We start from the raw sequence: 21,430 nt of genomic DNA, 5'->3' as shown, positions 1-21,430 counted from the left end.
CACGATCTGCGCGAAAATCCGGCCTCAATGCGGGTGACGACGCGCACGCCCGGGCCCATCGGGCCGCTGCGAAGGCAAAACACTCGCAAGCATTGCCGGGTGAAATTGGGGGCCACAGGGCAGGATGAGCCGCTCAGGCGTAGACAAAAGGTCAAACGCCAGGCAAAAGAAAGGGCTGCGAATCACTCGCAGCCCTTTCCGTATATGGCGCCCGAAGCTGGACTCGAACCAGCGACCCCCTGATTAACAGTCAAGTGCTCTAACCAGCTGAGCTATTCGGGCGTGAGCTGCGTAGTTTGTCGGGGCTACGGCCAGCTGTCAAGCCATTGTGGGCGAACAAGCGGGCGAGTTATCAGCGCGTGAGTACTCGATAACATGGCACGTAAGCCGCACCGCCGGGAAGCTTCATGCGGTGCTGATCGACGAACGCCTGCAGCAGCTTGTCCAGTGCGCGCATGATGTCCGCATCGCCGTCGATATCGAACGGACCGGACTGCTCGATCGCCTGCACGCCCTCCTCCTTCACGTTGCCCGCGACGATGCCGGAGAAGGCCCGGCGAAGATCCGCCGCCAGCTCATGCAGCGGCCGGCCATGGCGGATCTGCAACGCACGCATCGCTTCATGAGTGGGACGGAACGGGGTCTGGAACACCAGCGGAATCTGCAATGCCCAGTTGAAGAAGAACGCATCCTTGGTGTCCAGCCGGTGATTGCGCACCTTGTCGATGCCCTTGATCATCGAACGCGCGACGGCCGCCGGATCATCCACGATGATCTGGTAGTGCTTGGCCACTTCGTCGCCAAGAGCCAGACGCAGGAAACGGTCGATCTGCTCGAAATATGCCGCCGACTGCCTCGGCCCGGTGAAGATCAGCGGGAATGGCGTGCCGGCGTTGTCCGGGTGCAGCAGGATGCCCAGCAGGTAGAGGATTTCCTCGGCCGTGCCGACGCCTCCCGGGAACACGATGATGCCGTGTCCCATGCGCACGAACGCCTCGAGCCGCTTCTCGATGTCCGGCATGATCACCAGGTGGTTGACGATCGGGTTCGGCGACTCGGCCGCGATGATGCCCGGCTCGGTGATGCCGATGTAGCGGTTGTGTCGGCGCCGCTGCTTGGCATGCGCGATGGTCGCGCCCTTCATCGGCCCTTTCATCGCGCCGGGTCCGCAGCCGGTGCAGATATCCAGCCCGCGCAGGCCGAGCTGGTAGCCGACCGACTTGGTGTAGTCGTATTCCTCGCGCGAGATCGAATGACCACCCCAGCACACCACGAGGTTGGGATCGATGTGCGGCTTCAGGATGCGCGCATTGCGCAGGATCTCGAACACGCCCTGGGTCAGTCCGGCCGAGCCATCCAGATCGAAGCCGATCTGCTCCAGCTGGGTCGACACATAGACGATGTCGCGCACCACCGCCACCAGCAGCTCGTTGATGCCGCGGATGATCTGGCCATCCACGAAGGCCTGTGCCGGGGCGTGGCTGAGCTCGATCTTGATGCCGCGATCCTGCTGCTGTACCTGGATGTCGAAATCCGGGTATTGCTCGAGAATCGCGCGCGGATCGTCGCTGATACTGCCCGAGGTGAGCACCGCCAACGCGCAACGGCGCAGCAAGGCATGCAGGCCCGAGTCACTCGCGCCGCGCAGCCGCGCCACCTCGTTGCGGGAAAGAATGTCCAGCCCGCCGACCGGCGAGATGCGCGCGCTGACCGTGGCTGACTTGTCGCGCGCGGCGGTGTTTGTATCGTTCATCCGGATCCTTCTCCTGACCGCTCGTCCGCGGCATGCATTCCGCCATCAATCGTTGGCGGACCGGTTAGCTTCACGCGCCGTCTCCCTATCGTCAAGCGCGCACAAAAAAGCCGGCGCCCATAAGGGCGCCGGCCACCGTATCAGCCAACCGATGGATCAGAAGGCGTACTTCACCGTCAACTGCACGGCCCAGCGCTGGGCCAGGTCGTCGCCATTGTTGATGTAGGTTGGCACCGTCAACGGGCTGTAATGACCGTTCTGGCTGTAGTTGGTGCAGGTGGCCGGAGCCTTGCCCGTACCGCTGCCGCAGTCGATGTTGTAGATGTACTTGCCGGTCGTCGGATCGACACCGTAGAAATCGGCCAGCGCACGACCACCCGGGAACGCCACACGCTTCTCGATGCCCCAGTTCTTGTTCAGCAGGTTGGTGAAGTTGTAGACGTCCAGCCTGACCAGGCCCTTGTTGCCCTTGAACAGGCCCGGGATTTCCTGACTGAAGCTCAGGTCGAGCTGGTTGATCCAGCCCGCGCGATCGCCATTGCGCTTGGCGATCTGGCCCTGATGATCCTTCAGATAATCGTTGTGCTGGATGTAGTCGTAGAACTGCTGGATCAAGGCCGGATCGGTGCCGGGACGGAACTCCACCTGGCCCGGCTTCGGGATGAAGACCAGATCGTTGGTGAAGGTGTCGCCATTGGCGTCGTTGCCGAACGACCAGCTGTACGGGTATGCCGAGTGGCCATCGAAGAACGCGCTGGCGCTGGTCACATAGTCGCCGAAGAAGTGGTGCTGCCAGTTCAACGAGGCGATCACCCGCTTTGGCACCGAGTAGTTCGACACGCTGGCGACATTCTCGTTCGAGTTGGCGACGTAGTTGTACTTGTAGTTCGACGACGCCACGCTCGACGTGCCCGGGTTCACCTCGGTGGCGCGACTCCACGTGAAGCCGATCATGCCGGCCCACTCGTCGCTGAACGACTTCTTCAACTGCAAGGTCAGGCTGTCGGCCTTGCCGCGGTTGCTGTCGGCCAGGTTGATCGTGTTGGCGCTGAACGCCGGGTTGGAGTTGTAGACCGACTGCTGACCGCTGGCCTTGGGATCACCGTTGACCAGCTTGTAGTAGGTATTGCGGCCATCCGGCAACTGCCCGGTGGGTGCGCCCAGGTTGATCGCCTGATACCAGATCGCATCGCGCTGGATGATGTGCTGGTAGTCGGCAGTCGCCACCAGGCCCCACCACGGCAGTTCCTTGTCGAAGCCCAGGCTGAGCTTCCACGCGCTGGGAATCTGGAACCCCGGCGAAACCGTGTTGACCGTCATTGCGCCAGAACCGATCGGACCGTCATTCTGCGCATATGGATTCGGGCTGAATACCGGCAGGTTGGCGTTGCACGGGGCCTTCTGGGTCGGACCGCAGTTGAACTGCGTCTGGGTGATGCCGGAGTTAGAGAAGATGTTGCCGATCCACACGCCCGGCGGGTTGGACACGAACAGGCCGGCGCCGCCACGCAGCTGGGTCATGCGCTCGGTATCAAAGGCGTAGTTGAACGAAACACGCGGCTGCACCACCCGGTTGCCGTTGATGTTGGTCTGGTTGGTGCGGCCGAAGCCGCCAGTGGCCTGGTTCCTGTTGGCGCCAGTGCCACCGACGACACCTGGTGCGGCGGCAAACGCGGCGTTGTACAGCGGCCGGTCGCTCATCAGCGGGATGTCGACGCGCACGCCGTACTGCACCGACAACTGCTTGTTGACCTGCCAGGTGTCCTGCAGGAACACGCCATACTGCTTCAGGCCGTAGCCGGCCGCGGTCTGTGCCAGGTCCAGTCCATTCGCCGGACGGTTGTAGTAGTACTGGTAGTAGTTGCCGGCCAGGAAATTCTGCAAGCCATTCATCGCCGGCGTACTGCCGCTGGCCTTGGAATCCTCGAAGGTGTAGCTGCCGAACAGGTTCTGCACGAACAGGTTGTAGTAGGTGTCCTTCTCGAAGTCGACGCCACCCTTCAGTGTGTGGTCGCCGAGGAACAGCGTACCGGCCCACGCCGCATTCAGGGTCTTCACCTTGAGCACGTTGGCCTGGCTGGAATACTCGGTACCGAACTCCACCGACGGACCACCGTAGGCCACCGGATAGATCCTGATGTCGGGCATCGGCGTGCCGTTGTACGGGCCGCGGTTCTGCACGAAGTTGGAGAACGACACCGTGGTGTCGCTTGAGAAGATGTCCGACCAGTCGTCATAGAAATGCAGCGCATAGTTCTTGTTGTCGACCGAGGTCTTGTACCAGCCGCTGGAGAGCACCAGGTTGGTCGTGCTGCCGGTGATGATCGGCTTGTTTTCCTTGGTCTCGGTGTAGGTGAAGCTGGCGCGGTGATCGTTGCTGATGTTCCAGTCGATCTTGGCCAGGTAGCGCTTGTCGAGCAGGTTCGAATTGCCACCGCCGACCGTGCCGATGTCGGTCAGGCCGTAGGTCGCCGCGGCGTCACGGATCTGCTGGACCTGCGCGGAGGTCAGGCCGGCGATCGGCGATGCCGCGCCGGAGTCGGCCGGGCCGTACGGGCTGCCGGGACCGATCTGCGTGCTTTTTTCATACGAGGCGAAGAAGAACAGCTTGTCCTTGACGATCGGGCCGCCGACGGTGGCGCCACCCGTCCAGGCACGCGAAAAGCCGGTGTACGGCTTGTCGTTCTGGTTGTCGCCGATCATGTTGTCGTTCTGGAACACGTAGTAGACGGAACCGTGGAAATCGTTGGTGCCGCTCTTGGTCACCGCATTCACCGTGGCGCCCAGACCGCGGCGGTTGGCCACGTCGTAGTTCGCGGTGGAGATGTTGTATTCCTGGATCGTGTCCTGCGAAATCGGCGTGGCCAGCGTGGGCAGGCCGTTCGCGTTCAGGCCGAACGGATCGTTGGCGCTGATCGAGTCGACGGTGATGTTGTTGTAGCGGCTGTTCTGGCCGTTGGCCGAGATCTCGCCACGGGCGCGGTCGGTGATGACCACACGCGGATCCATGCGCACGATGTTCTGGATCGAGCGCCCCGGAGTCGGCTGGGCGTCCAGCTCGGCACGCGAAACATTCGTGCTGATGCCCTTGTTGTCCGACGAGAACGTCTGCGCCAATGCATTCGCCGATACGGTCACGCCCGCCAGATTTTTGGCGTCCTTCGCCTCCGCGCCGCCAGCCATCATCAGGTTGACCGGGGTTTCCTGGGCCAGCTGCAGATACACGTTGTCCTGCTCGACCTTGGTCACGCCGTCCTTGGACACGGTCACATCGAACGGTCCACCCACGCGCAGACCCTGTGCGGCATAGCGGCCATCCGCGTCAGTCGTCGTGACCTTGGTGGTGCCGGACGGCTCGTGCACGATCTGCACGGTGGCGCCTGCCAGCGGCTGGCCACTGGCATCCAGCACGCGGCCGGAGATGGCGGAAGAAGTGTCCTGCGCCAGGAGTGGCGAGGAGGCAAGCAGCGCGGCGATGGCCACCGGCAGCAGTTTTGCGCGAATAGTGCTTTTCATCGAACATCGACCCCATGGTGGTTCGCAATAAATGACGAATCAGGGCAACAAGCGAAACCTCTCGCCACCAGGGGTGTTCCCGGCAAGACAATGGTTTTTCTCTTTTTTCCCTGAAGGAACTGACCGAGCGAAGTGCTTGGCGTGGTCAGACCGCGCTAAAGTTACGAGAAGAATATTACAATTTCGTAACTATTTGCCATATTCGAAATTTTTTGCTGACTTGCCAAGGAGTTGCCGGCAACAAAAAAGCCGGCACCCGAAGGTGCCGGCCTGGCGGACCACGCAATGCCTGCCGTGGTGCGTGACTTACGTTTTAGAAGAACGAGGCACCGAAGGTCACCATGACCGTACGACCTTCAAGCAGGGAGTAGTAAGGCTCCGACGCATACAGGGTCGTGCCATTCTGGTCCTTGATGTTGGTCGGATTGGCGGCGAGGAACGCGCCGATATTGTTGGCGTTGGTAAGCGCCTGACGATCGGCAAGATTGAACATGTTGAGCTTGATGTACGGCTTGGTGAACCACGACGAGAAGTCCTGGAACTTCCAACCCGCGCTGAGGTTGAGCGTGGCATAGCCGCCCACCTTCTGCGTGTTGGACCAGTCGCCCCAGATCGGGCCACGGTACTTCTCGTCCAGGCTGGCCCAGAACGGCCCCTGGTCGTAGCTCAACCGCACGAAGCCGATGTTCTTCGGCGTATTCAGCAGGGTCTTGCCCTGGGTGGCGTAGATGCCGTCACCTGACGAATTGAGGTCATCCTCCAAAGTCGCCTTGGTGTACGCATAAGAACCATACAGCGTCCAGCTTGGCGTGATCTTGTAGCTGGCCTCGGTGTTCACACCACGCATGTGCACCTTGGGCAGCGACAGATACACCGTTGCAAAGCTCACCTCATCGAAGCCGGATATCTGCTTGTTGTTGAGATTGGATGCATAGGCGTCGACGCTGGCCGAGAACGTGTCGTTGTAGAAACGCCAGCCCAGATCGGCCGTGCTCGCCGTCTCAGGCTTGTTGAGGAAGCTGCCCGTCGGCGCCGTCTGACCCGGGTAACTTGCCGAGGCACCATTTTGCAGGACGGCGCCGTTGATGGGTGCACGGAACGTCTTGCCCCAGCCGAAGTAGAACTGGTTCTGGTCATTCAGCTGATACTTGACGCCAGCGGTCGGGCTCACCTTGTGGAAGGTCGAGCTGACACCGGAAATGCCGTATTGCGCGTCGTAGCCCTTTACCGAACCCGGGTACTCATAGTCCCAGCCAGTGCGCTCGACCCACAGGTAGGAGGCACCTGCCGTGATGGTCCACTGGTCATTCGGCGTCCAGGTGTCCGTGGCGAATACCTTGCGCGTCTCGGTGTTCGTGTATTCGTTGTAGGTCCTCTGGATCGTGCCATCCGGATAGCGGATCAGGTCGGTCCGGGCCCAGTTGTCGGAAGGAACTCCCGTAGCCGGGTCGACCGGCGTGAAGACCTGGCTCTGTTCCTGGCGTGGACGTTCCCACCACACGCCGTACTCGAGGCTGTTGTTCTCGCCGAAGTCCTGGTTCAGCTTGGCAATCACGCCAGGGCGCATCGTGTAGGAGGTGCTCAGCGAATACGCCAGGGCCTTGTTGTTCTTGCCGCCGATGATGCCGTCGCCGTTGAGGTCCTGGTTGGCATACTGATACTCGTTGACCGTGGAGGTCGACTCGGTGAACACGGCGCCGCCGCCGCCACCACCGAAGCCATACTGGAAGTAAGGCACGACCGAGAGACGCAGGTTGTCGCTCAGCTTGAACTCGCCATCCATGCTGACCAGCCAGCTGCGGAACGGATTGGTGTGCAGCAGGTAGAAATTCTTGTCGGTGGTCGTGTTGCCCGTCAGCGTCGGGTTGTAGCTCTGGTTGTAATCCTGCTGAGCCTGCGCCTTGGTCAGGCTCTGGTATTCGTCAGTGAACTCGCGGTTGTACTGGAAGGATGCCGAGATGGAGTTGTTGTCGTCGATGGTCCACAGCGACTTGCCGTCCACCTTGGTCACGTTCTGCTCACCGGGACCACGCCACAGGTCGGCGCTGTTGTTGGAGTAGGACAACCACGAACGCACCGGACCCGTATCGCCGGTATTCAGACGAAAGAAGGTGCGGCTGTAATCATTGCTGCCGAACGTCTGGCTGAAGTCCACGCCGGCCGTATGTGACGGGTCGATGGTGACCCAGGCAATCGACCCGCCAGCTGCGCCGCCGATCGGCGTGTCCACGTCCGGATAGCCCTGCAGCACGGTGATGTCGCCATAGTTCTCGGCGTCGCCGTACTCGGTCGAATAGACCTTGTAGTTGCCGCTGTCGTTGATCGGGGCACCGTTGACGGTGGTGCCGATCTCGTCGCTGGTGAAGCCGCGGACGCTGTAGTTGCCGTTGGCGAGACCGGTGTAATCGTCGGTGGAGGCGTTGACGCCCGGAATGCTGTCGATCATCTGCACGAAGGTGCCGCCCGGCGCCGCCTTGACGATCGCATCGCGGGTGATCGTGGAAACCGCCTTGGGCGCGGTCTGCACCGACATCAGGCCACCACCCAGCGACAGCGATTGTGCCGTGACCTGCACCGAGCTCAGCTGCTGCACGCGCTTGGTGTCATTCGAGGTCGTCGTGTTGGACGTGCTCGACGCACTGGCTCGCTGTGCGGGCGTGGGCGTGGCAACCTGGCCGGCATTGGTCTGATCCGCCGTGCTCTGTGCCAGCGCCATCGATGACGCCATGCCAAAAACCAGCGCGATTGATACGGATAGATAGGTTCGTTTCATTATGGATTCCATCTCGCAAGTTCAAACAAATGAATGACCGGTTCGGCAGCCGATCGCATGGCAACCTTTCCGTGGCCGTCCGGATCGCTGAACTCCCCGCCCAGCGATGTCGGGAACTTCCGGAACGCGCCGTGTTCCCAGTGGACGCGTTAGCCAGCGGCAGATCTTTTCAGGCGACGCAAAATCGCAGGTTATGGCGACAAACGCCTCTCCGAACCGAAAGAAAAAACGTAAAACTCGGGCACAAAAAAACCCGACATGCCAGTCGGGCAGAAAAACGCCTGCTTTTCGAATTTATTTGCGATCAGCTCTTGCTAATCGTGACTGGTAGCTGCTGAAGGCACTCCGCTATCGTCCCTGATTTACCTTACAACAATTTTACAACATTTCCAGCCATTGGCACCTTGGCCAAACGGCCGTGCCATCCACACTCGCTGGTCGCGCCGGCACACCATGTTTGGCACGCTGACATCAGCATGCTGCGCCATGCATTGCGGTCTCATTGCCGGTGATGCTTCCAGGCCTGTTCTCTGCACGTGGGCGACACGATCATGACGCGAGGCGCGCACCCTGCGGAAAGCACCGCTATCAGGCCGCCCTGCCGAGATAGCGCGCCCGCTTGGCCGGTTTGAGCGCGGCAAGGTCCAGCATCACCAGCCCATCCACGCAGCCGGAAAAACCCGGATCCTCGCCGAAGTCGAGGAACTGCACACCTTCCGGTTCGACCAGATCGACATATTGGCGATACAGCACCGGCAGGCTGACACCCAGCGCATCCAGATGATGCTTGAGCTTGCCGAGGCCAGCAGGCGCATCGAGCCCTTCCACCGCCTGCTGCACGCCACGGACGACCTCGGCCGAGATCACGAACGGCTGTCTGGCTGAAGCCAGCCCCGGTGCGCCGAAATAATACTGGTGTGCCGCGGCGATCCATTCCCGGGCCTCTCGCGGCAGGCTGACCGACATGCTGACCGGGCCAAACAGATAACGCAGTTCCGGGTGGCGCTGAAGATACAGACCGATGCCCTGCCACAGCTGATCCAGTGCGCGCGAGCGCCAGTACGCCGGAGCGATGAAACTGCGCCCCAGTTCCAGCCCCTGCGCCAGTCGCGATTCCAGCGCTGGCGAATAATTGAACAGACTGGAGGTATACAGCCCGGCCAGGCCACGCTCGGCGATCAACCGGCCGCCATGACCGAGACGGTAGGAGCCGACAATCCGCAAGGCCTTTGGATCCCACAAAAGCAAATGCTCGTAGTGCGGATCGCAGGCGTCCAGATCGCGTCGTGCGCTGGTGCCTTCGCCGACCTTGCGGAAGGTCAGCTCGCGCAGTCGACCGATCTCGCGCAGTACAACGCTGTCGACACTCCCCTTGAGCAACAACACCTGCTTGCCATCGTTGAGTTCGGCCAGCTTTTCCGCCTGCACCAGTTCGGCTGCGACCTGTTCGGCCGGCTCCGGATGCGCCAGTGGCGCCTGCCCGCCGAAGATCAGGCCACGATGTCGGCCGACCCGGTAGACATGCCGGCGCATGAGCATGGCCGCCTGTTTCGACGAACCGCCACTGCGCTGTTCGAGCTCACTGGCCGCGACCAGCGCACCGATGCTGAAACCGATGCGCCGGCTGCCGGACGCCACCGCTTCGCGGGGCAGCATCGCCGTACTCAATGGCTTGGCCAGCATCGACATGCCGTAGAACATCGTCGAATTGCGTGCCGCGATATGCACCGGCAAAACCGGCACCTTGCGGCGCAATGACAGTCGAGCAAAACCGTCCGACCAGCGCCCGTCACGGACACCGTCGGCACGCATACGCGATACCTCGCCAGCAGGAAACACGATGAGCGCCTCACCGTTGTCGAGCGCGCGATAGATGCCGCGCAGCTGCGATGCAGCACCCTTGCCGAATACATCCACCGGCAACAGCAGCTTGCCCAGCTGTGGCACCGTCGCCAACCAGTCGTTGCCGAGGATGCGCACATCCGTGCGCACCGAACCGATCAGCTGCAACAGAGCCAGCGCATCCTGCATGCCCAACGGATGATTGGCCACCACAAGCAAGGGGCCATCCAGCGGAATGTGTTCGCGCTCGCGCAGATTGATGTGATAACTGGTGCCGAGCACATCCAGCACCTGCTCGACAAAGTCGAAACCCTCGACCGCCCCGACCAGGTCCAGCACGCGATTGAAACCGTCTTGATCGGCCAATCGCCCGAGCATGCCAGCCACGGGGCGACGGATGGCGGGGTACTGCGCCAGCCAGGGCAGGCGCTCGACCAGAGACTGTTCGATGCTCAGCATGACCGTATCCTCGAATCGACTGCCTCCATCCTGAAGGTCGATTGTGACAACCGGTCGATGATGTGAAGCGCCTGCCGCGCTCCGCGCGATACCACCGCGGCTTCGGGCGCCTCCGTTCAGATGGCCAGATGCAGGAATGACGCCACGCCGGCCATGAACATCTGCACCGACAACGCAATCAGCAGCATGCCCATCACGCGTTCCAGCGCGGTCAGCACGCTCTCGCCGAGCCAGCGGAACAGATAGGTGGCGCTGAGCAGGATCACCGATGTGGCCAGCCAGGCCAGCAACAGGGCGATCATCCAGTCAGCGGTACGGCCCGGCTGGGTATTGGTCAGCAGCAGCAGTGCCGCCATCGCCGACGGACCGGCAACGCCGGGAATCGCCATCGGCACAATGAAGGGCTCACCTTCGCCGGGCTTGCCGAAGATGCCGCCGCCGTCGGCTGGTGGAAACACCATGCGGATGCCGATCAGGAACAGTACGATGCCGCCGGCAATGCTGATCGAATCCGGCTTCAGCTGCAGCAGCTGCAAAATGTGCTGGCCACCGAACAAAAACGCCAGCAGCACGCCCAGGGCGATCAGCAACTCGCGCACCATCACCCGGCGTCGGCGCTTCGGCGGCACGTCCTTGAGCAGACTGAGGAAGAACGGAATATTGCCCAGCGGATCCATGATAAGAAACAACATGATTCCCGCGGACAACGTGGTCATCTGCGTTTCCATCTCGACTCCATCCTCGCCAGTCCATGACCGCGCCGGCGGCGCGGCACCTTCATTCAGTCGATACGCAGATCCAGCACGGCACCACGCGCCGGCAGTGCCTGCGCGCTCAGCAAGTAGATCGCGGCGACGGCGGTGGCATCGGGCAACGGACGCTGCATGATGTCCTCGCCGAAATATGCCTGCCGCCGCAGCGCCGTGCGCATCGGTGCCGGCAGCATGGCGTGGACACGCAGCGGGCCGCTGTCGTTTTCCTCGTGCAGGATCGCCACGAACCGCTCCAGTGCCGCCTTCGATACACCGTAGGCGCCCCAGTGCGCGCGCTGCAGCAAGTCCGGATTATCCAGCACGAACACCGCTGCACTGTCGCTGGACTGATTCAACAACGGCAGACAGGCCTGGGTCAGCGCGAACGGTGCCGAGACATTCACGTGCAGTGCGCGCAGCCAGTCGTCCGGCTTGTGCATCGCCAGCGGAGTAAGTCCGGTGAAGCTGGCAGCGCAGTGCACGATGCCGTCGAGCCGGCCGAGATCGCGCTCCAGCCCTTCGGCCAGTGCTGTGTATTCGCGCGGAGTGGCGACCTCCATGTCGAGCGGATGGATCACCGGCTCGGACAGACCTTCGGCAAGCATGGCGTCATAGAGCTGTTCCAGCTGGCGCTTGCGCTTGCCGGTAATCACCACGGTGGCGCCGGCACGCGCCGCCGCACGCGCCACGGCAGCACCCAGACCGCCATAGGCACCGGTCACCAGCACCACGCGATCGGCCAGCGTATCGACGGCCGGCATCCAGGCCTCCGGCGATCGGACAACAGGCAGGCTCATCAATGTGCCGCTCCGGTCACGTCACTGGCCATGCGCGCCAGCTCACCGGCGGAGTTCAGATCCTCGATGATGTCGCAGCCGCCGATCAGCTCGCCCTGGATGAACAGCTGCGGGAAGGTGGGCCAGTTCGCGAAATGCGGCAGCGCGGCGCGCACCTGCGGGTCCGCCAGCACGTTCACCGCATGGAACACGGCGCCGGCTTCGGACAGCGCCCGCGCGGCGCGGCTGGAAAAGCCGCACATGGGAAACTCCGGCGTGCCTTTCATGAAAAGCACGATGGGGTACTCGGCCAGGGTGGCCCGGATTTGCTCGTTGATGTCCATAGTTCGGTGTTTCATCTTTACAATGCAGACAGACCGATATTGTATCAGTCAGCCGTCGGCTGCCGCCCGCTGCGCCGACCCACCTCCCCAGCCACCGTCAAGGAGCCACTCATGGCGATCGAACTCCCCCCGCTGCCGTACGAGAAGAATGCACTGGAGCCGCATATTTCCGCCGAAACGCTGGAGTATCACTACGGCAAGCACCACCAGGCCTACGTGACCAACCTCAACAAGCTGATCGAAGGCACCGAGTTTGCTGGTGCCGCGCTTGAAGAGATCATCAAGAAATCGTCCGGTGGCGTGTTCAACAACGCCGCGCAGATCTGGAACCACACGTTCTACTGGAACTCGATGAGCCCCAGCGCTCCTCAGGGCCGGGGCGGCGGCGCACCGGGCGGCAAGCTGGCCGACGCGATCAACAAGGCGTTTGGCTCGTTCGACAAGTTCAAGGAAGAATTCACCAAGTCGGCAACCGGCAACTTCGGTTCCGGCTGGACCTGGCTGGTGCAGCGCCCGGACGGTTCGCTCGGCATCGTCAACACCTCGAACGCCGCCACACCGATCACCGGCAGCGACAAGCCGCTGTTCACCACGGACGTGTGGGAACACGCCTATTACATCGACTACCGCAACGCCCGTCCGAAGTACCTGGAGGCGTTCTGGAACCTGGTGAACTGGGATTTCGCTGCCAGCAATCTGGCCTGATCCCGTCGTCTGCGCGATCTGAAAAAGCGGAGCCAGCAACGGCTCCGCTTTTTTGCAGGAACACACACTGCCCCAGCTTCACGGGGTGTAAGCGCGCCAGCCTTCGATTATTTGCTGCTGGGGATCCGTCCGTTCGCGATGCCCGCCATGCGCTGTGCGTCGGCGAGGATACCGTGCAGCACGCGCAGTTCGCGCTCGTCCGGCTGCGCCCGCTGGAACAGCTTGCGCAGGCGCAGCATGATCGTGGTCGGCTCGCGCCCCTTGTGGAATTCGATGTCATCCAGCGTCTGCGCCAGATGGCGGTAGAACTGCTCCATCTGCGTGGCATCGGCCGGCGGTTCGTCATGTACCGGCGGCAACGGTGCCGGTGCTTCGCCGAGCATCGCCACGCGCAGCTCGTAAGCCATCACCTGCACCGCCTGTGACAGGTTGAGCGAACTGAAATCGTCCACGCTGGGGATCCGCACCATCGCGTGGCAGCGCGCCAGTTCGTCGTTCTCCAGTCCGGTGCGCTCGTTGCCGAATACCAGCGCCACCTGCTCGCCACGGGCCGCCGCGGCCAGCGCCTGCTGCGCCGCCTCGCGCGGCGAGATCTCGGGGAGGTTCACGCCGCGCCGGCGCGCCGACAGTCCCAGTGCAAGGCTGCTGCCGGCGAGGCTGTCGACCAGGCCGGCATGGATGCCGGCACCGGCCAGTACATCGTCCGCACCGGCGGCCAGCGCATTCGCCTCGACGTCCGGAAAACGATGCGGTGCCACCAGTTCCATCCGCCCGAAACCCATCGTGCGGATCGCCCGCGCCGCGCTGCCGATATTGCCCGGATGCGAGGTGCGCACCAGCACGAAACGAAGCTGGGAAGCGAGGTCGGTGGCGGTAGTCATGCGCGGCTGGCTGGGTATGAAGTGATCGGCAAGGATAGTGGATCAACCGGCGAAAGGCCCCGTTGTCCAGGCATCCCCCGCAATGGCAATCAAGCCCGGAGGCCCCGCCTCTGCTAGAATCGCCGGCCGCAACCCTGCTCTTTTCCCAAAGTCGAAGCCATGCCCAGACCCCACGTTACGATCGCGGCGCGTGCCGCGCGCTCTGCAGGCAACGTGATCCTGCGCTACATGAACCGCATCGACGGCCTCAATATCGTCGAGAAGCAGCAACTGGACTTCGTCTCCGAGGTCGACAAGCTGGCCGAGGCGGAGATCATCAAGGAACTGCGCCGCGCCTATCCCGACCACGCGATCCTCGCCGAGGAAAGCGGTGCGATCGGCAAGGGTCCGCTGACCTGGGTGATCGACCCGCTCGACGGCACCCACAACTACCTGCGCGGCATCCCGCACTTCAGCGTTTCGATCGCGCTGCTGGAAAAGGGCGTTCCGGTTCATGCCGTAGTGTTCGATCCGCTGCGCGACGAGCTGTACACCGCCAGCAAGGGCGATGGCGCCTATATCAACGACCGTCGCATGCGCGTCAGCAAGCGCGAGAATCTCGGCGGCGCGATGATCGCCACCGGCTTCCCGTTCCGCCAGCGCGAACACCTGGGTCCGCAACTCGACATGACGCGCGCCATCCTCGGCCAGGCCGAAGACATCCGCCGCTCCGGCTCCGCCGCACTCGATCTGGCCTACGTCGCCGCCGGCCGCTACGACGGCTATTTCGAGATCGGCCTGAAGCCGTGGGACATGGCTGCAGGCGTACTGCTGGTGCACGAAGCCGGTGGTCGCTACTGCGATTTCGCCGGCCGCGACGGCATTCCCGCCAGCGGCAACATCATTGCCGGCAACCTCAACGTGGCGAAGGCCATGGTCGATGCAATCGGGCAGCAGGCGACGCCGGCGTTGCTCAAGACCTGAGCGTTCTCAACGCGGCTGCACGAGCAAAGGCGCCCATGGCGCCTTTGCTGTTTCAGGGTGCGGCTTCGCGCAGAAAGCCACGCAGGAACGGGATCGTGATGCGCCGTTGCGCTGCCAGCGACGCCACATCCAGCTTGTCCAGCAGATCGAGCAACGCACCCAGATCACGCGCATAACGCGCGAACAGCCAGTCCAGTACGCCGTCGTCCAGTTCGATGCCACGCGAGGCCGCCTGTGCTTTCAGCACAGTACGGCGTTCGTCGTCGTCGAGTGGCTTGAGTGCGAACTGGGTGCAAGCACCGAGACGCGAGCGCAAGTCGGGCAGACCGATACCCAACCGGGCCGGCGTGGTATCGGCAGCGAACAGCAGTGCGCTGCCTTCGGCACGGGCGCGATTGTAGAGGTCGAACAATGCGTGTTCCGCTTCGCGGTTGCCGGCGATCGCGCCTAGATCGTCCAGCGCCAGCAGTTCGCTGCCGGCGACACCGCGCAACGCCGCTGCATGATCGTCAAGCGTTGCCAGTGGCAGGTATTGCACGCGTCTTCCCATGGCGGCGGCCGCCTGGCACGCCGCCATCAACAGATGACTGCGACCGCTGCCATTGGCGCCGTGCAGATAGATCCACGGCGCGCCAGGCTCGAGTGCGAGTGCCTGCACCGCGGCCAGCGCAGCAGCATTGGCACCGGCGTGGAAATGTTCGAAGCGCTGGCGGCGCGGCCAGCGCAGGGCCAGCGGCAACTGCGGAATCATGGTTTGGCCTGGTCGTCCTGCACTGGCTCGACCACGGTGCTGGTTTCGACCTCGCCGTCGCGATGCACCGTGACGTCCACCTCGGCGATGACCGGATCGTCCGGTCCCTCCTCGGTATACAGCTCGCTCATCCGGTAGCGTTCCATCAGGTAACGCAGCAGCACCATGATCACCGACGCCGCCGGCAACGCCAGCAGCACGCCGAGGAAGCCGAACAGTTCGCCACCCGCCAGCACCGCGAAGATCACCGCCACCGGATGCAGGCCGATCTTTTCACCGACCAGCCTGGGCACCAGCACGTAGCCTTCCAGCAGCTGGCCGACGACGAACACGCCGCACACGATCAGCACGTGCGTCCAGTCGCCGTACTGCACCAGCGCGGCGATGATCGCGCCGGCGAAACCCACGATGAAGCCCAGGTACGGCACGAAGCTGAGCAGGCCGGCGACCATGCCTATCAGCGGACCCACGCTCAGTCCCGCCAGCGTCAGGCCGGTACCGTAGAACACACCCAGCGCCAGCATCACCAGCAGTTGGCCGCGCACGAACGCGCCCAGCACCTTGTCCGACTCGTGCGCCAGATGGGCGATGGTGGGCTGGATCGAACGCGGCAGCATGCGGTCGATGGTGGCGACCAGCCGGTCCCAGTCGCGCAGCAGGTAGAACGCCACCACCGGGATCAGCACCAGATTGGTCAGCCATAGCACGATGCCCAACCCGGATCGCGACACCTTGCCCAGCACCGTCGAGGCGACGCCGCCGATCGAGCCGATGTGCGCCTTGATCGCAGCCAGCAGGCTGTCGCTGTCGAACATGTGCGGATCCAGATGCAGGCGCGCCTGCAGCCACGGCCACGCGACGTTCTGGGCCCACGCACCGTAGTGCGGCAGGTTCTCGATCAGGTTCTCGATCTGCCGCGCGATCAACGGAATCAGCAGCAACAGCACGCCGCCCACCGCGATCAGCAGCACCATGAACACGATGGTGGCCGCCCACGAACGGTTCAGTCCGAGCCGCTCCAGCCGGTCGGCCAGCGGATCGCCCAGATAGGCCAGCATGGCGGCGACCGCGAACGGCATCAGCATCGGCGCCAGCAGCCAGAGCAGATAGACGATGACCGCCACGATGGCGAGCATCTGCCAGCGTCGTGAATTATCAGGATTCACACAAATGCCTCGGAAAGAAACGGGTTTTCCTGAAGAGCCCACCCACGGGTGGGCGGTTTTCGCGAGGGATCCGCATACAGATCAATGCATCCAGCGCAGGTTGGCGTCGGCGCCCGGATGCGGTTCGCTCTGCAACAGCAGGCGGCCACCGGCGGCAAGGTTCGCCGCCAGTCCGCTCAGTGGCAGGGATGCCTTGACGTACAGCAGCACGCTGTCGTCCTGCGCACCCAGTGTCGTCACCTGGCGCACCGACGGATCGGCGCGCAAGACGGCCAGCAGGTTCGCGTAGTCCATCGCCGAATGCAGCCCGCTCACCCACAGCTTGCCCTCGCTGGTGCCGGCACCGACGACATTGAGCTGCCTGCCGATGCGATCGACCATGCTGTTGCCGGCTGCCCCGAGCACGGCGTCCTCGGTGGCGCCCTGGCTGCTCCAGTGCTGCGCCTGGCCACCGGAAATCAGTGTCCAGTCGGCGCTACCGTCGTGCAGCTTGCCGAGCAGCACCAGACCAGTGTGGTACTGCTGGTCGATCGCTGCCAACGCGGCGGGGTCGGCCGTGGCAACCTTGGCCGTATCCAGGGTGTTGCCCGCCACGGGATACACCACATTGGTGCCGCGTGCGGTAGCCGCTGCAGCGAGGCTGGCCAGCGCGGACTGATCCAGCAGGTTTCCATCGGTGCCATCCACCAGCAGCAGCACCGGTGGCTTGATGCCTGCGCTGGCCACACCCAATTGCGATACCAGCCGGCGCACCGAACCCGGCTCGAAATCCACGGCCAGGGCCAGCCCGGTCGCAGCACGCTGGTACTGGAATTTCTGCACCATCGAGCCGGCCTTGCCCAGCGCATCGGCGTAACCGGCGTTGCTGCGCAGATCCTGACCACCGGCAACCCGCGTCAGCACCTGCCCGAGGGCGGTGGCAAATGCCTGGTCACGCTGGGCGGCGCTGGTATCGACCACCGGCACGGTGACCGAATACGGCGAGCCGGCCGTTTGCGCGCGCAACGCCGGCAGCGTGGCAAAACCCAGCAGCAGGGTGACGATCAACAGGCGGGACAGGCGCATGGAGGCGGTATCTTCGGAGGAAAGCTGTCGGAAGTCTGCCCAATCACGCCCCCAGCGTCCATCGGAGCCGTCACCGAACCGGTGATTGCTGGTCAGCAGCGGTGTCACAAGCTGCTAAACTTGGCCGTTTCATCCACGCCGGTTTCCGCCATGTCTGACGCCCTCACCTACCGCGCCGCCGGCGTCGATATCGATGCCGGCAATGCCGTGGTCGAACGCATCAAGCCGCTGGTCAAGCGCACCTTCCGCCCCGAGGTGATGGGCGGACTGGGCGGCTTCGGCGGCCTGTTCGATCTGAGCGGGCGCTACAGGGAGCCGGTGCTGGTCTCCGGTACCGATGGCGTCGGCACCAAGCTGAAGCTGGCGCAGATCCTCGGTCGTCACGACACCATCGGCATCGACCTCGTCGGCATGTGCGTCAACGACGTACTGGTGCAGGGCGCCGAACCGCTGTTCTTCCTCGACTACTTCGCCACCGGCAAGCTGGACGTGGACACCACCGTGGCCGTGGTTGGCGGCATCGCCAAAGGCTGCGAACTGGCTGGCTGCGCACTGATCGGTGGCGAGACCGCCGAAATGCCGGACATGTATCCACCGGGCGAATACGACCTGGCCGGCTTTACCGTGGGTGCGGTGGAGAAATCGCAGATGCTCAGCGGCGAGGCGATCGTCGCCGGCGACGTGATTCTCGGCGTGGCCTCGTCCGGCCCGCACTCGAACGGCTATTCGCTGATCCGCCGCATTCTCGAGCGTGCAGGCAACCCTCTAGATCTGGATCTCGGCGGCGTGAAGCTGGCCGACGCGCTGATGGCACCGACCACGATCTACGTCAAGTCGATGCTGGAGCTGATCAAGGCGGGCGGAGTCCATGGCATGGCCCACATCACCGGCGGTGGCCTGAAGGAAAACATCATCCGGGTGGTGCCGGACGGTCTCGGCATCGCGCTGGACGCCTCGGCCATCGTTCTGCCGCCGGTATTCGACTGGCTGATGCGCGAAGGCAACGTGGCGCGCGAGGAAATGTGGCGCACGTTCAACTGCGGCATCGGCTTCACCGTGATCCTGCCCCACGACGCGGTGGCCGCGGCCTCTGCCCTGCTGGCGAAGCATGGCCTGGCCAGCTCGGTGATCGGCAGCATCGTGCCGGCACAGGGCGACGAGCGCGTGAGGATCGGCTGACCACGCCCGCAGCGCTGTCGATGACCACGTCACTGCCACGTGTCGCCGTGCTCGCTTCCGGGCGCGGCAGCAACCTTGCCGCCCTCCTCGCCGCGCGTGAACGAGGCGAATTGCCGGTGGATTTCGTGCTGGTCGGCAGCGACAAGGCTGCCGCCGGCGCACTGCGGCTGGCCGAAGTCGCCGGCATCACCACGCTGGCGCTTGATCCGCGCAGCTACCCGGACCGACGCGCATTCGATCTCGATCTGTTCGCCCGCATCGCCGCCAGTGGCGCCGAGTTGCTGGTGCTGGCCGGCTACATGCGCATCCTCGATGGCGAGGCGCTACGCCCGTGGGTCGGCCGGATGATCAACATCCACCCCTCGCTGCTGCCAAAATACCGCGGCCTGCATACGCATCGCCGTGCACTGGACGCGGGCGACTGCGAACATGGTGCCAGCGTGCATTTCGTCACTGCCGAGCTGGATGGCGGCCCGGTGATCGCGCAGGCACGCCTTGCGATCGAGCCCGGTGACGACGAACACCGGCTGGCGCAACGGCTGCTTCCGCTGGAACACCAGCTGTTGCCAGCCGTACTGCGCCTGCTGGCCAGCCATCGACTGCAATGGGATGGCCACGCACCTCGGCTCGACGGTCAACCGCTGCTGGCGCCGCTGGTACTGGACGATCAGGGATGTCTGTCCGCGGAGTGATCCACGGTTCAGCCCGGAGCCGGCAGACTCGGCGCATGACTATCCGCTCGCTGTTTGCCCCCCTCCTCGGCCTTGGCCTGCTGCTCGGTGCGCATGCCACCACTGCCGCCACGCCCACCGGCTTCACCGCCACCTACAACGTGCTGCAAGGCGGTGAGCCGATCGGCGTCGCCACCGTGAGCCTGCGCGCTGGCGGTCATGGTGAATGGACCTATCGCAAGGACGTCAAGGGCACCGGCGGCCTGGCGGCCATGCTCGGCGCCAACGTCACGGAAACCTCGCGCTTCCGCTGGAACGGCGATGTCCCCGAGGCCATCAGCTACGACTACCAGCTGGTCGCGTCGATCAAGAACAAGCAGCGGCATATGGCGGTCGACTGGGCCACGCATCAGGTGACGGTCGACGAGGGCAAGGGTCCGCAGACCTACCCGGCCCGGCCCGGCATGGTGGAGCGCAACACCACGCCGCTGGCACTCGGCCTGGCGCTGCGTGACGGCAAGCAGCAGGTCACGTTGCCGGTGGCGGTGCGTCAGGACGTGCAGACGCAGAACTTCAAGGTCACTGGCCGCGAACCGGTCAAGGTCCCGGCTGGCAGTTTCAATGCCATGCGTATCGATCGCACAGACGCCGACCGTGGGTTCAGCGCGTGGTACGTGCCGGGCCGCTATCCGCTGCCGGTGAAGCTGTCGCAGCATGATGGCGGCGACACCGTGATGGAGCTGGTGAGCTACCACCCGTCCTGAACACGATTATCCGAGCACGGATTATCCGAGTCCGCTCGCCACCCGGCACGATTACTGCTGCGTGTCCCTGACCGCAGCTTCGGGTAGCGGCTGCGGAAAGCGGATGCGGGCGCTGTTTCCTTGTCCCGAACGCCTCTGCAGCTCCAGCGGCCAGCCGAAGCGATCGCTGATGCGCTGCGCGATTGCCAGTTCAAAACCGTGCCGATCGGCGCCATGCACGCGCAACGGGGCGCCGGGCACGGGCGTGTCGACAGGACCACTCACACTGACCACGCCAGGCAGGACGGTGACCACCACGCGACCCTGCTCGATCTGCTGGCAGGCATTGCGTATCAGCTGCCAGCACAGCACCGCGAAGGCCCGCGACGAACCCTGCAGCGCAAAGTGCGCGGGCTCCTCCAGCTGCAACTCGATCGGCCGCCCGGCCAGCACTTCACGGGCAGACTCCAGCTCCTGCCGCAACACGTCATTGACGATGAAGCACTCGCGATCGAGGCCGGCGTCCGATTCACGCGCAAGGATCAGCAGCGCCTCGACCAGTGCCTCCATCTCCAGCGTGGCGCGTTTGATCCGCCGCACCGAACGGGAGCCGAATTCACTGATGTGCTCTTCGTCGGCGAGCATGTCGACCGACATCTTGATGACCGTGAGCGGGCTGCGCAGTTCGTGGCTGGCGTCGCGGGTGAAGTTGCGCTCGCGCTGGTTGTAGCCGGCGATGCGATTGGCGAAGCCTTGCAGTCCACGCGCCAGCGAGGCGACATCGGCATCGCTGTGGGCAGACAGCTGATCCAGCCGCAGCGACTCGGGTCCGGGTTGCTGACCATCCCAGCGGTTGACCAGCCGGGCCAGCGCCCGCACCGGCCGCCACTCGCGGCGGGTCGCGATCCAGGCAAGCACCGTGGTGATCACGATCGCGGCAATCACCGCCGGCGCCGGGGCGACGCCGTAGATGCCCATGACGCAGATGATCACCACGGCCACGAACTGCAGCCCGAATACCCACGCGATACGCCGGCGGAAGGCCCCAACCTGAAAATGGAGTGCTTTGACCCTGCTGTCCATGACCCTCT

Annotated in this window: 17 protein-coding genes and 1 tRNA gene; 5 read left to right on the top strand and 13 right to left on the bottom strand. The window is 63.7% G+C overall.

Features of this window, described 5'->3' with window-relative positions:
- Positions 1-205 precede the first annotated feature (205 nt).
- The 8 genes from ACYVKM_RS15845 to grxD form a co-directional block, all read right to left on the bottom strand.
- Positions 206-282: transfer RNA gene (locus tag ACYVKM_RS15845), tRNA-Asn, on the bottom strand.
- A 70-nt stretch (positions 283-352) separates the two neighbouring features.
- Entirely contained in the window at positions 353-1,753 is a 1,401-nt protein-coding gene (ppnN, locus tag ACYVKM_RS15840; protein WP_460878577.1) for a nucleotide 5'-monophosphate nucleosidase PpnN, read from the bottom strand.
- A 156-nt stretch (positions 1,754-1,909) separates the two neighbouring features.
- Complete coding sequence (locus ACYVKM_RS15835) at positions 1,910-5,269, bottom strand: TonB-dependent receptor (RefSeq protein WP_460878576.1); 3,360 nt, start codon at positions 5,267-5,269, stop codon at positions 1,910-1,912.
- A 313-nt stretch (positions 5,270-5,582) separates the two neighbouring features.
- Positions 5,583-7,997, bottom strand: coding sequence for a TonB-dependent receptor (locus tag ACYVKM_RS15830; RefSeq protein WP_460878575.1), 2,415 nt, complete (start codon positions 7,995-7,997; stop codon positions 5,583-5,585).
- 633 nt (positions 7,998-8,630) lie between these two features.
- Positions 8,631-10,343, bottom strand: coding sequence for a bifunctional ornithine lipid synthase OlsF (gene olsF / locus ACYVKM_RS15825; RefSeq protein WP_460878574.1), 1,713 nt, complete (start codon positions 10,341-10,343; stop codon positions 8,631-8,633).
- 116 nt (positions 10,344-10,459) lie between these two features.
- Positions 10,460-11,059 carry a YhgN family NAAT transporter gene (locus ACYVKM_RS15820; protein WP_460878926.1) on the bottom strand — a complete coding sequence of 200 codons (600 nt, stop codon included), beginning with the start codon at positions 11,057-11,059 and terminating at the stop codon, positions 10,460-10,462.
- Between the two features lie 65 nt (positions 11,060-11,124).
- Positions 11,125-11,892: an SDR family NAD(P)-dependent oxidoreductase gene (locus ACYVKM_RS15815; protein WP_460878573.1), complete on the bottom strand. Its 768-nt coding sequence runs from the start codon at positions 11,890-11,892 to the stop codon at positions 11,125-11,127.
- Positions 11,892-12,215 carry a Grx4 family monothiol glutaredoxin gene (grxD, locus tag ACYVKM_RS15810; RefSeq protein ID WP_460878925.1) on the bottom strand — a complete coding sequence of 108 codons (324 nt, stop codon included), beginning with the start codon at positions 12,213-12,215 and terminating at the stop codon, positions 11,892-11,894. Before grxD ends, ACYVKM_RS15815 begins: the two co-directional genes overlap by 1 nt.
- A gap of 111 nt (positions 12,216-12,326) precedes the next feature.
- On the opposite strand from grxD, the gene ACYVKM_RS15805 reads away from it, so the two are divergent.
- The gene (locus ACYVKM_RS15805; RefSeq protein ID WP_460878572.1) at positions 12,327-12,920 is read left to right on the top strand and encodes a superoxide dismutase; all 594 of its coding nucleotides are present in this window, start codon (positions 12,327-12,329) and stop codon (positions 12,918-12,920) included.
- Positions 12,921-13,027: 107 nt separating this feature from the next.
- Here ACYVKM_RS15805 and ACYVKM_RS15800 read toward each other — a convergent pair whose 3' ends face one another.
- Positions 13,028-13,801: an RNA methyltransferase gene (locus ACYVKM_RS15800; protein WP_460878571.1), complete on the bottom strand. Its 774-nt coding sequence runs from the start codon at positions 13,799-13,801 to the stop codon at positions 13,028-13,030.
- Between the two features lie 159 nt (positions 13,802-13,960).
- Here ACYVKM_RS15800 and ACYVKM_RS15795 point away from each other — a divergent pair, with 159 nt between their 5' ends.
- A complete protein-coding gene (locus ACYVKM_RS15795; RefSeq protein WP_460878570.1) occupies positions 13,961-14,764 on the top strand; it encodes an inositol monophosphatase family protein in 804 nt (267 codons plus the stop codon).
- Between the two features lie 52 nt (positions 14,765-14,816).
- On the opposite strand, the gene hda is transcribed toward ACYVKM_RS15795, so the two are convergent.
- The 3 genes from hda to ACYVKM_RS15780 all read right to left on the bottom strand — a co-directional run bounded on the left by hda (position 14,817) and on the right by ACYVKM_RS15780 (position 17,746).
- Positions 14,817-15,515 (bottom strand): DnaA regulatory inactivator Hda, encoded by a 699-nt coding sequence (hda, locus tag ACYVKM_RS15790; protein ID WP_460878569.1) that lies wholly within the window; start codon positions 15,513-15,515, stop codon positions 14,817-14,819.
- Positions 15,512-16,651 (bottom strand): AI-2E family transporter, encoded by a 1,140-nt coding sequence (locus ACYVKM_RS15785; protein ID WP_460878924.1) that lies wholly within the window; start codon positions 16,649-16,651, stop codon positions 15,512-15,514. The genes hda and ACYVKM_RS15785 overlap by 4 nt, the downstream gene beginning before the upstream one ends.
- 111 nt (positions 16,652-16,762) lie before the next feature.
- Positions 16,763-17,746, bottom strand: a complete 984-nt coding sequence (locus ACYVKM_RS15780) for a DUF2066 domain-containing protein (protein WP_460878568.1) — start codon at positions 17,744-17,746, stop codon at positions 16,763-16,765.
- A gap of 150 nt (positions 17,747-17,896) precedes the next feature.
- On the opposite strand from ACYVKM_RS15780, the gene purM reads away from it, so the two are divergent.
- Genes purM through ACYVKM_RS15765 form a run of 3 tightly spaced genes read left to right on the top strand, consistent with a single transcriptional unit; the run spans position 17,897 to position 20,360 of the window.
- Positions 17,897-18,925 (top strand): phosphoribosylformylglycinamidine cyclo-ligase, encoded by a 1,029-nt coding sequence (gene purM, locus ACYVKM_RS15775; RefSeq protein ID WP_460878567.1) that lies wholly within the window; start codon positions 17,897-17,899, stop codon positions 18,923-18,925.
- Between the two features lie 20 nt (positions 18,926-18,945).
- On the top strand, positions 18,946-19,617 hold the full coding sequence (purN, locus tag ACYVKM_RS15770) for a phosphoribosylglycinamide formyltransferase (protein ID WP_460878566.1): 672 nt from the start codon (positions 18,946-18,948) through the stop codon (positions 19,615-19,617).
- A gap of 35 nt (positions 19,618-19,652) precedes the next feature.
- Entirely contained in the window at positions 19,653-20,360 is a 708-nt protein-coding gene (locus ACYVKM_RS15765; protein WP_460878565.1) for a DUF3108 domain-containing protein, read from the top strand.
- A gap of 51 nt (positions 20,361-20,411) precedes the next feature.
- Here ACYVKM_RS15765 and ACYVKM_RS15760 read toward each other — a convergent pair whose 3' ends face one another.
- Positions 20,412-21,422, bottom strand: a complete 1,011-nt coding sequence (locus ACYVKM_RS15760) for a sensor histidine kinase (protein WP_460878564.1) — start codon at positions 21,420-21,422, stop codon at positions 20,412-20,414.
- Positions 21,423-21,430 lie beyond the last annotated feature (8 nt).

The sequence above is a fragment of the Rhodanobacter koreensis genome (assembly GCF_054782855.1).
The sequence above is the reverse complement of the archived record's forward strand: the minus strand, read 5'-3'. Positions and strand labels throughout refer to the sequence as shown.